At 65.8% G+C, this 12,065-nt stretch carries 13 protein-coding genes; 6 read left to right on the forward strand and 7 right to left on the reverse strand.

Annotated features, from left to right (window positions below; translation table 11 throughout):
* The 3 genes from ACS92L_RS10220 (at position 1) to ACS92L_RS10230 (ending at position 3,267) form a co-directional block, all read left to right on the forward strand.
* Complete coding sequence (locus tag ACS92L_RS10220; protein ID WP_438764639.1) at positions 1–1,179, forward strand: GGDEF domain-containing protein; 1,179 nt, start codon at positions 1–3, stop codon at positions 1,177–1,179.
* A 95-nt stretch (positions 1,180–1,274) separates the two neighbouring features.
* On the forward strand, positions 1,275–2,549 hold the full coding sequence (locus ACS92L_RS10225) for an Nramp family divalent metal transporter (protein ID WP_438764641.1): 1,275 nt from the start codon (positions 1,275–1,277) through the stop codon (positions 2,547–2,549).
* Between the two features lie 22 nt (positions 2,550–2,571).
* Positions 2,572–3,267 (forward strand): glutathione S-transferase family protein, encoded by a 696-nt coding sequence (locus ACS92L_RS10230; protein ID WP_438764643.1) that lies wholly within the window; start codon positions 2,572–2,574, stop codon positions 3,265–3,267.
* Positions 3,268–3,285: 18 nt separating this feature from the next.
* Here the strand turns inward: ACS92L_RS10230 and ACS92L_RS10235 are convergent, their stop codons facing one another.
* The 3 genes from ACS92L_RS10235 to cbiE are packed head-to-tail and all read right to left on the reverse strand — an operon-like array spanning position 3,286 to position 5,906.
* Positions 3,286–3,825: a hypothetical protein gene (locus ACS92L_RS10235; RefSeq protein ID WP_438764645.1), complete on the reverse strand. Its 540-nt coding sequence runs from the start codon at positions 3,823–3,825 to the stop codon at positions 3,286–3,288.
* Positions 3,826–3,834: 9 nt separating this feature from the next.
* Positions 3,835–4,620, reverse strand: coding sequence for a precorrin-4 C(11)-methyltransferase (cobM, locus tag ACS92L_RS10240; protein ID WP_438764647.1), 786 nt, complete (start codon positions 4,618–4,620; stop codon positions 3,835–3,837).
* On the reverse strand, positions 4,617–5,906 hold the full coding sequence (gene cbiE / locus ACS92L_RS10245; protein WP_438764649.1) for a precorrin-6y C5,15-methyltransferase (decarboxylating) subunit CbiE: 1,290 nt from the start codon (positions 5,904–5,906) through the stop codon (positions 4,617–4,619). Before cbiE ends, cobM begins: the two co-directional genes overlap by 4 nt.
* Before the next feature lie 100 nt (positions 5,907–6,006).
* Between cbiE and ACS92L_RS10250 the strand changes: the two genes are divergently transcribed.
* Positions 6,007–6,780 carry a cobalt-precorrin-6A reductase gene (locus ACS92L_RS10250; RefSeq protein ID WP_438764651.1) on the forward strand — a complete coding sequence of 258 codons (774 nt, stop codon included), beginning with the start codon at positions 6,007–6,009 and terminating at the stop codon, positions 6,778–6,780.
* Here the strand turns inward: ACS92L_RS10250 and cobJ are convergent.
* The 4 genes from cobJ to ACS92L_RS10270 are packed head-to-tail and all read right to left on the reverse strand — an operon-like array spanning position 6,769 to position 10,502.
* On the reverse strand, positions 6,769–7,554 hold the full coding sequence (gene cobJ, locus ACS92L_RS10255; RefSeq protein ID WP_438764652.1) for a precorrin-3B C(17)-methyltransferase: 786 nt from the start codon (positions 7,552–7,554) through the stop codon (positions 6,769–6,771). The two genes, ACS92L_RS10250 and cobJ, sit on opposite strands and share 12 nt — an antisense overlap.
* Entirely contained in the window at positions 7,551–8,357 is an 807-nt protein-coding gene (locus ACS92L_RS10260; RefSeq protein ID WP_438764654.1) for a precorrin-2 C(20)-methyltransferase, read from the reverse strand. Before ACS92L_RS10260 ends, cobJ begins: the two co-directional genes overlap by 4 nt.
* On the reverse strand, positions 8,357–9,028 hold the full coding sequence (locus ACS92L_RS10265; RefSeq protein ID WP_438764656.1) for a precorrin-8X methylmutase: 672 nt from the start codon (positions 9,026–9,028) through the stop codon (positions 8,357–8,359). The genes ACS92L_RS10260 and ACS92L_RS10265 overlap by 1 nt, the downstream gene beginning before the upstream one ends.
* Before the next feature lie 49 nt (positions 9,029–9,077).
* Positions 9,078–10,502, reverse strand: coding sequence for a hypothetical protein (locus ACS92L_RS10270; RefSeq protein WP_438764658.1), 1,425 nt, complete (start codon positions 10,500–10,502; stop codon positions 9,078–9,080).
* 111 nt (positions 10,503–10,613) lie between these two features.
* Here ACS92L_RS10270 and ACS92L_RS10275 point away from each other — a divergent pair, with 111 nt between their 5' ends.
* Both ACS92L_RS10275 and ACS92L_RS10280 read left to right on the forward strand, forming a co-directional pair.
* A complete protein-coding gene (locus tag ACS92L_RS10275) occupies positions 10,614–11,264 on the forward strand; it encodes a DNA-3-methyladenine glycosylase (RefSeq protein WP_438764659.1) in 651 nt (216 codons plus the stop codon).
* Between the two features lie 75 nt (positions 11,265–11,339).
* A complete protein-coding gene (locus tag ACS92L_RS10280) occupies positions 11,340–12,056 on the forward strand; it encodes a hypothetical protein (RefSeq protein ID WP_438764661.1) in 717 nt (238 codons plus the stop codon).
* The last annotated feature ends 9 nt before the right edge of the window (positions 12,057–12,065 follow it).

Genomic DNA, 12,065 nt, shown 5'->3' on the forward strand with positions numbered 1-12,065 from the left:
ATGCCCTTCAATCCCGAGACCCTGTATCTGGCCAGTGGCGTCAGCCGATGCACCTTTCTGGTGATCTTTCTGGCCACGGTGTTCAGCCAGCCCGACGAGCGCTGCCTGCGGCACTGGCTTGTGGCGCTGGCCGCCTCGGCGGCAGGGTCGCTTTGCATGGCCCTGAGCCCGAGCTATCCGATCGCCCCGCTGCCTCTATGGCTTGTGACCACCACACTCTTTTTCGCCAGCCTGACGTTGTCATGGAGCGGCCTCAGAATCTTTTATCAGCGCCGCGTCAACGCAGGCGCTCTGGTACTGATCAGCGTGACCCCCGCCGTATTGCTGTCGGCTCTGTCATGGCTGAACGCGCCGGAGGCGATAAAGCTGTCCACGGTATTTTTCATGACCTCAGTCATGACGGCGCTGGCCGTGGCCGAAATTTTCAGGCCGCCCCGAAAGCGGATTCTGTCGCAGTACGTGGTGGCGCTGGCCTTTGGCGTCTACTTCCTTGCCCTGTTTATTCCCCTTGTCATGCTGATCACGGGGGCGATGAGTGTGGAGATGATGGTCAGCGGTCAGGCCGCCATCATGGCCGACCAGGTCCTTTGCATTCTGATCTATTTCGGCTTTATCGCCATGACCGGCGAGCGCTCCAGCATTGAATTAAAACGCCTGTCGGAAACCGACCAGCTGACGGGCCTGGCCAACCGACGCGCTGTGCAGGGCATTTTGAAACAGCAAAACGCCCACTGGGGCGGACCGATCTCAAGCGTGATCATTATCGACCTGGACCATTTCAAGTCGGTCAACGACCGTTTGGGTCACGACGCCGGAGACAGCGTCCTGAAGGATTTCTCCCGGCATCTGAGGGCCATCACGCGCCAACAGGACATGCCCGTGCGCTGGGGCGGCGAGGAGTTTCTGCTGTTGCTGCCCGACACCCGCCTCGAGGAGGCCGCCGTCATGGCCGAACGCCTGCGCCATCGCGTGGCAACAACGCCCTTTTTGTCGGGACAGCACACGCTCAACGTCACCATCAGCCTTGGCGTGGCGGAAAGGGCATCGGCCGATAAGAATGATTTCGCCTCGATGCTTCAAAACGCCGATGAGGCGCTTTACAGAGCCAAGCATGAAGGGCGTAACCGGGTCTGTCGGTACGACGCGGCTCTGGGTACGCCCCTGTCAAACGAGGCCTGATCACCCGGTATTGCTGAATTCGACAACAGGTCCTGTGTAACGGGCACACCTTTTGCATGGAAAGGGGGCATGCCCATTTGCCAGGAGCCCCGACCATGAAAACGATGACCACTCACGAAAGCGCTGCTGCCCGGGCACCGGCGTCGCTCGGTATCATGGAGCGCCTGCGCGCGCTGGGGCCGGGCGCCATGGTGGCCGCCTGCATTCTCGGCCCCGGCTCGATCACCACGCTGTCGGTGGCCGGCGCCGAGTATGGCTTTGCGCTGCTGTGGGCGGTCATGGCCGCCTCAGTAGTGGCCTTTTGCTTTCAGCGCCCGGTGATTCGCTTCACCCTGGCCACCGGTATGTCGGCCATGGAAGGCATTCGCCAGCGCATGGGCCGAAAATGGGCCATCACACTCTACGTTGCACTACTTTTGGGCGCCGTGGCCTTTCAGGCCGGCAACTTCACCGGCGCCGCCCTGGCACTCAACTATCTTTTGCCCTCGATCCCGATTCTGGCCTGGGTGGGCATACTGGCCCTGTCGGCACTGCTGATGTGCTGGGTCGGCATCTATCGTCTGCTGGAAAACGTCAATCGCGTCATCATTGCCCTGATCGTGCTGTCGTTTGTGCTGACGCTGGCACTGGCCGGCCCGAACCCGAACGAGGTCGCCGCCACCGGTTTCTCCTTTCGAGTCCCCGAGGGCAACTACTGGCTGATTCTCGCCCTGATCGCCACCACGCTGCCGCCCAATACCGTGATGGGGCTGTCGGCCTTCATCAAGCGCAAGTATGAAGGCGACACCACCACCCCCATGGACAAGCGTCTGGCCCTGTCCCGCTTTGATCACACCACCAATGTGATCATCACCGGTGTGGTCATGGTCGCCATTTTGCTGTGTTCGGCGGCGGCCATTCACCCGCTGGGCACCGGGGTCTCGGGCGCGGCCGACATGGCCGGTCAGCTCACTCCGGTGCTGGGCCAGTATGCCGGCGTTTTGTTCTCGCTCGGCCTGTGGGCGGCCGGCTTCTCGTCGGGACTTTTCAATATCGCCGTGCAGCCGCCGCTGCTGGGCGAGGCGACCGGGCGCAACGAAAGTGCCCGCAGCCCGCGCAATCGAGGGGTCATGCTGCTGGCCGCGCTGGCGCCGGTGGTCATCGTGGCGCTTTATGGCAGCACGCCCATCGAGCTGATCCTGACGGCGCAGGCGATCAACGGGCTGCTGCTGCCGGCGATCGTGGGCTCGATCTGGGTGCTGTGCAATCAGCAAACGCTGCTGGGCACGCTTGCCAACACGTTCAAACAGAACCTGGTCTACGGGCTGGTCATGCTGATTGTCTGTCTGCTGGCGCTGCGGGTATTTCTGGGTATGCTGGGCGTGATCTGATCATCGCCCGGAGAGAGTTACCATGCGCTATCGGCTTCATATCGCCAACAAGAACTACTCGTCATGGTCGATGCGCCCCTGGGTGCTGATGGGCGCCCTCGGGATCGACTTCGAGGAGGTGTTAACGCCGTTTGAATATGGCGCACGCCAGCCGGCCTTTGACGCCTTCTCGCCGACCGGCAAGGTGCCCTGCCTGGTCGATGGCGCATTGACGGTGTGGGATTCGCTGGCGATCTGCGAGTATCTGGCCGAAACCACGCCGGCCGTCTGGCCGCAGGATCCCATGGCGCGCGCCTTTGCCCGCTGCGCAGCCGCCGAGATGCACTCGGGCTTTGCTGCCCTGCGCGATGAGTGTTCGATGAACTGCGGTTTGACCATCGAGGTCGGCACGCCGAGCGAGGCGCTCACGCGCGATCTTGAGCGCCTCGACTTGCTCTGGTGTTCGGGGCTTGAGCGTTTTGGCGGCCCCTGGCTGGCAGGTGACGCCTTCACCGCGGTGGATGCCTTTTATGCCCCGGTGGCGGTGCGCCTCAAAAACTATCAGCTCCCCCTGGGCGAGGGCGCCATGGCTTACGTCGAGCGGCTGCTCGCTCACCCGGCCGTTGCCGAATGGGTCGAGGCCGGCACGCAGGAGCCCTGGCGAGAAGCCTTTCACGAAGAAGACTGCATTCGCGGACGGCGCGTCATCGAAGACCGTCGCCCGCCGATCGAGGCCTGAGCCTGAACCTGATAAGGCCTAGCGCAGCGTTTCGCCGTCCTGGCGCAGCATCCGGTTGCGCCAGGCGTTCACATGCCCCACGAACTCGTGGCCGCGGTGCACATGAGAGAGCGTGATGGGGTCGGTATCGGTGAAGCGGTTATCGACGTTGACCGGGTAGGCTTTCGTCGCCCAGCGCACAAAGCCCGTGCCGTAGCTGGCCTGTCGCACGTCGCGCCAGTTGGTGCCGACAATGCCGCGCCGCCACGGCAGAATGCCGCGATAGCACCAGACCCCGTCCTGATCGGTATAAAGCCGCACGCGGCGAATATAAAAAAGCCGATAGATCGACAGCCCCAGCGCACAGAGCGCAAACGCGATGCCGGCGTAGAAAAGAATCTGCGCGGTGATGGGCGCCATCGTGATCCAGCGTGGCGAGAGCATCAGCGCAACGCTGATGGCGATGCCCACCACGCCCTTGAGCGCGGCATCCAGATAGGCCACCCAGGAGAGCCGATGTTCGCGAAAGGCATAAAGCGCCTCACTATCGGCGCCCCTGTCGGGCAGGTCATTTTGCATGTTGTCTCCTCATCCCCTCTCAAACCCTGACGCGTCATCGCCCTCGTGACGAAAGCGACGGCAGTAGCCTGTCTCATACAGCGCGCTGTCGCGAAAATCGCTGTCGGCCAGCGCCGGGCCGACCAGAATCAGCGCGCTGCGCTCGATCGGGTCCAGCGCCAGGCGCTCGACGATATCGCGCAACCTGCCCTGAACCACTCGCTCTTCCGGCCAGCTGGCGCGATACACCACCGCCACCGGGCATGTGTCGCCGTAAAAAGGGGTCAGGCGCGTGACGATCTCGTCCAGACGATGAATCGCCAGATGGATGGCCAGCGTCGCGCCGGTCTCGGCAAAGGTTTCCAGCTGCTCGCGCTCGGGCATTTTCGAGGCGCGCCCGGAAAGGCGAGTCAGCACCACGCTCTGCGCAATTTCCGGCACCGTCAGCTCGCGCTCGATCAGGGCCGCGGCCGCCGAAAAGGCCGGCACGCCGGGGGTGAGGGTGTAGTCGATACCGTGGTGTTTCAAACGTCTGAGCTGCTCGGCCAGCGCGCTATAAACCGAGAGATCGCCCGAATGGAGCCGGGCCACCTCCTCACCGCTCTGGTAGGCGCGCACGTATTCCGCCTCGATCGCGTCGAGATCCAGCGGCGCCGTGTTCACCAGACGCGCCCCGGGTGGACAGTGCTCCAGCAGCTCGGTGGCCACCGTCGAGCCGGCATAAAGACACACCGGGCAGCGCGCCAGCAGGCGCTGGCCGCGCACGGTGATCAGATCGGCCGCCCCGGGGCCGGCGCCGATGAAGTGGACCGTCATGACACCCCCTGAAAGTCCAGCGGCTTGGTCCAGACCCACTGGGTGATGGTGCGCGCCGGTGTCCAGCCGATCATGCCGCCCAGCGGCGCGGTCTGCTCAAGACTCAGGCGTATCATCTCGCCGCCCAGCAGGCGGTGACACTCGCCGAGTGCCAGCTCGCTTTCCAGCGTCACCGCGTTGGCCACCAGCCGGCCGCCGGGGGCGAGGGCGTCAAAGCAGCGCGCCATCAGCGCCATGTTGCTCACCCCGCCCCCCACGAAGATGGCCTGCGGCGTGGCCAGCCCCGACAGCGCCTCGGGCGCCTCGCCCGGAGTAATCTCGAGACGCGGCACGCCCAGCGTTTCGGCGTTGCGGCGAATGCGCTGACAGCGCGTTTCGTCGCGCTCGATCGCCACCGCCTCCAGCGAGTCATCCAGCAGCAGCCATTCGATACCAATTGACCCGGAACCGGCACCGATATCCCACAGCCGCTCCCCCGGGCGCGGTGACAAACGCGCCAGCGTCATGGCGCGAATATCGCGCCGGGTGATCTGGCCGTCGTGTTCAAAGAGCACATCGCTGCGCCCGGGGGCCAGACCGGCCACGGCGCCCTCGCCATGCTGCACGATCTCGAGCGCCACCACGTTGAGCGCATCGAATTCGCGCGCCTCGCGCGCCAGCGACTGCGCCGTGAAACGCTCGATGCGCTCACGCGGCCCGCCCATCGCCTCCAGCACGGTCATGCGGCTCTCGCCCATGTTGCGCTCGTTGAGCATGCCGGCCATCAGACCCGGTGCGTCCCCATCGCTGGTCAGCGCCACGATGCGCACGCCGTGGTGCAGGTGACCGTTAAGGCGGCTCATGGCCCGTCCGTGCAGCGACAAAAGGCGGCTTTTCTGCAACGGCCAGCCAAGGCGGGCGCAGGCCAGCGAAAAGGCCGACGGCGCCGGGAAGACCTCCATTTCATTGGCCGGCACATATTCCGAAAGCGTCGAACCGATGCCGTAATGAAAGGGATCACCCGAGGCCAGCACACACACCCGCTGGCCGCGCAGTGCCAGCAGCTGATCGATACCCTCGCTGAGCGGCGAGGGCCAGGCGATCGGCGTGCCCTGAATCAGCGTGGCGGTCAGCGCCAGATGCCGCGAGCCGCCAAAGACCACCGAGGCCTGGCTGATCGCCTCACGCGCCTTGTCACACAGCTCCTCGGCGCCGGACTCCTGGATACCCACGATGGCAAGCCAGGGCGCACGGCCATCAATCTCCTCGGTCGACGGCGCGTCAATGGGGGCATCACTGGGGCTCATGCATCTCTCTCCTGTTATATTGCGCCACCCGTCAAGACATCCATCGGGTGTACAGTGACCGGGGCGTGTTCATCATCACTGATTACGGCATCGACAGGCCATGTGTTCAATCGTTTCCCATCATAAACATCTCCTGCTGCTGGGCGGTACGCTTGAAGCCCGCCGGATTGCAGCACATTTGGCCACCCTGCCGGGTCTCTCGGTCACCCTGTCGCTGGCCGGACGCACGCGCACCCCCATCGACAACGGCGTGGCCACCCGCATTGGCGGCTTTGGCGGCGTGGCCGGGCTGGTGGCCTGGCTCGGGGCGCATGATATCGATGCCATCATCGTGGCCACCCACCCCTTTGCCGCACAGATGGCGCACAACGCCTGCGAAGCTGCCCGCCGGACCGGTCTGCCCATCGTGCGCATCAACCGCCCCGGCTGGCAGCGTGCCCCCGGAGACCGCTGGATTGAATGCGACACCACCGAGCAGGCGGTCACCCTGCTGGGCGCCATACCACGGCGGGTACTGCTCACCTTCGGCCGCGAGCAGGCCGCGTCGTTTGAAACCGCGCCCATGCACCACTACGTGATCCGAAGCATCGACCCCATCGACCCACCGCTGGCCCTGCCCCATGTGGACAACCTGATCGCCCGCGGCCCTTTCACGCTGGACGCGGAGCGTCGTCTGCTGCGCGAGAAGGCCATCGACGTGCTGGTCACCAAGCACAGCGGCGGCGAGGCGACACGCCCCAAACTGGAAGCCGCCCGTGAACTGGGGATAGAGGTCATCATGATGCGCCGTCCGGCCATGCCGAACATACCTGTTGTGGAGGGTCTGGATGACGCGGGCATGACGCGGCTGGTCGAGTGGGTATCAGCCCTGTGAGCCGGCGGCCTCGGGGTCGCAACCGGGAGCAAAGCGCGGCGTGTAGATCAGCGACGACTGCCCGGGCCGCTCGACCCGGCGCGTCTCCTCACTGCCGATGATGACCAGGGTTGCCATGTCGGCCTGATCGGCGCGGGCCTGATCGAGTGTGGTGGTCGTGATCTGCTCATCGGCTCGGCCGGCGGCGCGGGCGAAAATCACCAGCGTGTCGGGGGAAAGCACCTCGCGCAACTTCTCCAGCGCCACGCCCAGCTGCCAGGGGCGCGCCTTCGAGATCGGGTTGTAAAAGGCCATGACCAGCCCGGCGCCGGCGCAGGCCAGCAGCCGGCGCTCGATCAGCGGCCAGGGCTTTAGATTGTCGGACAGCGAAATGGCGGCGAAGTCATGGCCCAGCGGCGCGCCACAGGCCGCGGCTGCCGCCAGCATGGCGCTCACACCTGGCACGATCTCAAGGCTCAGTTCACGCCACGCCCCGGGGCCGCGCTCGATCTGTTCACACACCGCCGAGGCCATGGCAAACACGCCCGGATCGCCGCCGGAGAGCATCGCCACGCACTCACCCCGGGCGGCCAGGGTGAGCGCCTCACGGGCGCGGGCGCCCTCCTCGCGGTTGTCCGATACCACCCGGCGCGGATCATCCACGGCCACCACCCGATCCACGTAGGGGCCGTAGCCGTAGAACCAGTCGGCACACGCCAGCGCCTCGAGTGCCTGCGCGGTCAGATAGATGGCCTCACCCGGCCCCAGTCCGATCACGATCAGCCGGCCGCTCATGAGGTGACCTGCGCATCCAGGGTGACCGGATGAGCACACTCGGCCCAGCCGGGCACCAGCACGATCGAGAAATACGGCGCCGGACGGTCATCGCGGTCGATGAGTTTCATGATGTGCTCGCCCGCCATGGTGGCGCGCTCGACATAGACTGCACGCTCCAGAAGGCCCACCCGCTCCAGGGCGGTGCGGATATGCGGCAGGTTGCGCCCCACCTTCATGATCACGGCGGCCTCGCAGCGCGTCAGCCGATCCACCAGCGCGTTTTCATCCAGCGTGCCCGGCAGGATGGTGAGCACGTCATCGCCCTGACAGATCGGTACGCCGGCGCTCGACCAGCCGCCGGCCATGCCGGTCACGCCCGGGATGACCTCGACCTGGAAGCGGTCTTTCAAGCGCACGTGAAGATGCATCCAGGAGCCGAAAAAGAGCGGGTCCCCTTCCGAGAGCACCGCCACGCTGCGCCCGGCCGCCAGCTCGACGGCCAGTCGCTCGGCGCTGTCGGCATAAAATTCGGCAATGGCGCTGCGATAGCCTTCGGAGTGGCGATGCAGCTCGGTGGTGACCGGGTAATACAGCGCCAGCTCCGGCTGGCCTTCGCGCAGATGCGCACTGATGACGCGGCGGGCATTGCTCTGGTTGCCGGCCTTGGCAAACCAGGCCACCACGTCGGCCTCGGCCAGCACGCGCGCGGCCTTGAGGGTCAAAAGCTCCGGGTCACCGGGACCGGTACCCACACCGTACAGGCGCCCACAGGCGGGAGAGACACCACCGGAGGCGGTAGAACATTCGGGAGTCGATCGCATCAGAGTCGGTCGCTTGCCAGCGCATTGATGGTGGCCGAGGCAATGGCGCTGCCGCCCATGCGCCCGCGCACCGTAATGAAGGGAATGTCGAGACCGGCATCGATCAGGGCCTGCTTGGACTCCACCGCGCCGACAAAGCCCACCGGCACGCCGATGATCGCCGCCGGACGCGGCGCACCCTGATGGAGCAGGTCGAGCAGATGAAAGAGTGCGGTCGGCGCGTTGCCGATGACCACCACCCCGCCGTCGAGCTGATTGCCCCACAGCTCGATGGCCGCCGCCGTACGGGTGTTGCCAATGCGTTTGGCAAGATCAAACGTGCGCGCGTCGTGCAGGGTGCAGACCACGTTGTTGTCGGCCGGCAGCCGCGCTCGCGTTACGCCCCGCTCGACCATGCCGGCATCGCACAGAATCGGCGCGCCCTGAAAAATCGCCTCGCGGGCCCGCATGATATCGCCCCCGCCAAAGACAATCTGCCCGGCCAGCTCGACCACGCCGCAGGCATGAATCATGCGCACGGCCACCTCGGCTTCCAGCGTCGAAAAGCGCGCCAGATCCGCTTCTGATCGGATGATGGCAAACGACTGACGATAGATGGCCTGGCCGTCATGTTCATAGTCATGCAGGGAACGCTGGGCAGGTACGTCATGCGTGCCATGGCGGTCGGTCATGGGCTCCCTCATTGTCGGAGTGGGTATCGGGGCAGTCAGGTGCGCCATTCTACCCTGGCGCCGCCTCAGCGTCCGCCCCTGACACGTCGCCATCGCAACCGCTGCCCGCACGCAGCAGTGCCACGATGCGCGCCTCGCCGATATCGGCCAGTGTCGAGGCATCCAGCGCCGGGGCATGGCCTTCATGGCCCAGCGTGTGCACCAGGTGCTCAAACGCCGCGGTCAGACCCGCAGCGTCGCCGGCAATCAACCGGGGCACGCCACGCGGATTGCCCTGAAAGACCAGCCCGATACCGTGGGCCATGCCGACCAGGGTGAAGGTGCAGACGTCAAGACTGGCGCAGCCCTTGGCGCAGCCGGACAGATGCAGCCGCACCGAATCATCAAACCACTGCGACCAGCGCTCGCTCAGCGCCCGGGCCGTGTCGTGCGTGGCCATGAAGGCGCTGGCACAGCCCGGCGCGCCGGTACAGGCCACGATCGAAAGGCGCGGGTCATCGTCTGCCGCGATCAGACCGGCCTCGCGCGCGGCCCGGATGATGGCGTCGATATCGGCGTGCTCGCGACATGTCAGGCGCCAGTGACGCCCGGGGGCGGCGGCAAAGCCCAAAGCGCCACAGCGCTGCGCCTCGCGTGTAAAGCGCAAAAGCTTCAGCGCCGGCAGCTGCCCGAACGGCCAGACCAGGTCCAGCACGTCGCGCTGGCGCCGGGCACCGGCGTCCGGGCCCTGATACACCCCGCTGCGCGGCGGCGGCGCGCCGGGGCGACAGCCGAGCAGATCGCAAAGCGTATAAATCGAAACATGGACGAGCAGATGCTGGCCGCGCGCCATCGCCCCGAGCGCATCGATCTCGCTTAAAATTCCCAGCACGGCGCTGGCAAGCTTGGAGGCCACCATCCAGCCCAGCCAGGTGGCGCTGCCGTGATCGCCGGCCACGCCGATCCAGCCGCCGCGGTCGCCGTCCAGGCGCACGTAAACGTCGCCGGAGAGTCCGGCAAGCCCGGCCCAGCCGCCGGCATCGATGACCACGGCGCACTTGGGGGCCAGCCCGCTCGGCGCGCCGGTCAGGATCTGACCGCGCAACCGGCGCGCCAGGGCGCGCGTGGGCGCATCGATGGCTTCATCGACGTCCATCAGCGCATCGATCGACACCGCCGGAGTGGCGCTTTCCAGCCAGTGGCGCGACAGACGACGCATCAGATAGTCCGAAAGCCCCCGGTGGCCGCCCTCGGCCAGCCCGCGCAGCTGTAGATTGCCGCGCCGGGTCACCTCGATCAGCCCGTTGCCGAAGCGCTCGGCGGCCTCGCACAGCGTGATGACCTCATCGGCCTCGAGCGGTGCGATCAGCGGCGGCAGACGCGACAGCCAGCCATCGCCCGTTTCCATGGGCGTGGCCAGCGACGGGCAGGCGCCTCGCGCCCTTTTCCAGCCGGGCGTTTGCATCGCATTGAAGTCGTGCGGTTCAGGCAACATGAGCGTTCAACCACGCAGTCAGGAAAAAATCGGACCGGTCGGGACGGCGAAACCCGCCGACCTCGTCCATGATGGGTGGTCATGCTATCGCACCCCTTGCAAGGAGGCTCAATGACCGCAGTACCCGCGCCGGCGCCGTTGCCCAGACACTTCTACAACCGCCCCACGCTGGAGGTCGCGCGTGACCTGCTGGGCTGTCATCTCATCGTTGATGACGGCGAAGAGCGCCTGATCGGCCGGATTACCGAAACCGAAGGCTATCTGGGCCTTCGCGACACCGCCTGTCACTCCTCCCACGGGCGCACCCAGCGCACCGAGGTGATGTTCGGCCCGGCAGGCTATGCCTACGTCTACATCATCTACGGCATTTACGACATGCTCAATCTGGTGACCGAGGTCGAGGACGACCCGTGTGCCGTATTGATCCGCGCCATCGAGCCGATTCAGGGCGAAGAGACCATGATCGCGCGGCGCAACGGCAAGCAGGGCCGCGAGATGCTCAACGGCCCCGGCAAGCTGACCCGCGCCATGGGCATCACCAAAACGGCCTTCAATCGGCTCGATCTGTGCAGCGGCCAGAATCTGTGGATCGAGCCGGGCACACCGATCGATGACGATGACGTCATCCGAAGCCCGCGCATCGGCATCGACTACGCCGAGCCCGAGCATCGCGACGCCCCCTGGCGGCTGCGCATTGCCACGCCGCAGCTGCGTCGTCAGCTCGAAAAAAAGGCACGCCGGAAGAATACCGCCGAAGAGTAATCCCGGCATGGCGCGGTTCATGCCCTGCCAGGCTAGAATGAAGGCAGCGCACAACGACTCCCGGGAGGGACCGTCATGACACCGTTACTGGCAGGACTTGTCGCAGGGTTTATCGCATCAACGCTGAGTCTTGAAGCCCTGGCCGACGATCAGGGGCCGATACGCTCGCATTTTTCTCAGGATCGATCGCACTTTTCGCAGGGTCAATCGCAGTTTCGCCAGGGGAGCGGCGGCGTTGAACGCCACTGGCACCGCACTAATCGCCCCGGCTTCGACAATCGACCCGGTTTTGGCAACCGGCCGGGCCTTGATAACCGTCCCGGCCCCGGCAACCGTCCCGGCTTTGATGGACGACCCGGTTTCGACAACCGCCCCGGCTTTGACAATCGACCCGGCTTTGACGGGCGCCCCGGCCCTGATGGTCAGTGGGGCTACGACGGCCGGCCGGGCTTTGGCTGGCACCGGCCACAGCCCATCGACCCGGACGAGCGCCTGCGGCGTCAGTACGAGCGTCTCTACGACATCGAGCGACGCCAGTTTGATCAAACGCGCCGGGAGACCATCTACGGTGCCGCGCCGGACCGGTTCTACCGTGACAATCGCTGGCAGAACGCTCCCTACCCGGCCCCGGGCAACTATCGCCCGCCATCGACCGGCTATCCGCTGCCGCCGCATGGCTATCCGTTACCGGGCCAGTCGCGCCCGCCCGCCTTCAATAGCGACCCGGGCCGGGGCGCGGATCTCTACTCGGATCCGCGCAGCCCGGCACCCGCCACGCCCTACAGCCGTTAGGCCGGGGTC

The sequence above is a fragment of the Kushneria halocnemicola genome (genome assembly GCF_965650455.1).
In the GTDB taxonomy this organism is placed as follows: Bacteria; Pseudomonadota; Gammaproteobacteria; order Pseudomonadales; family Halomonadaceae; genus Kushneria.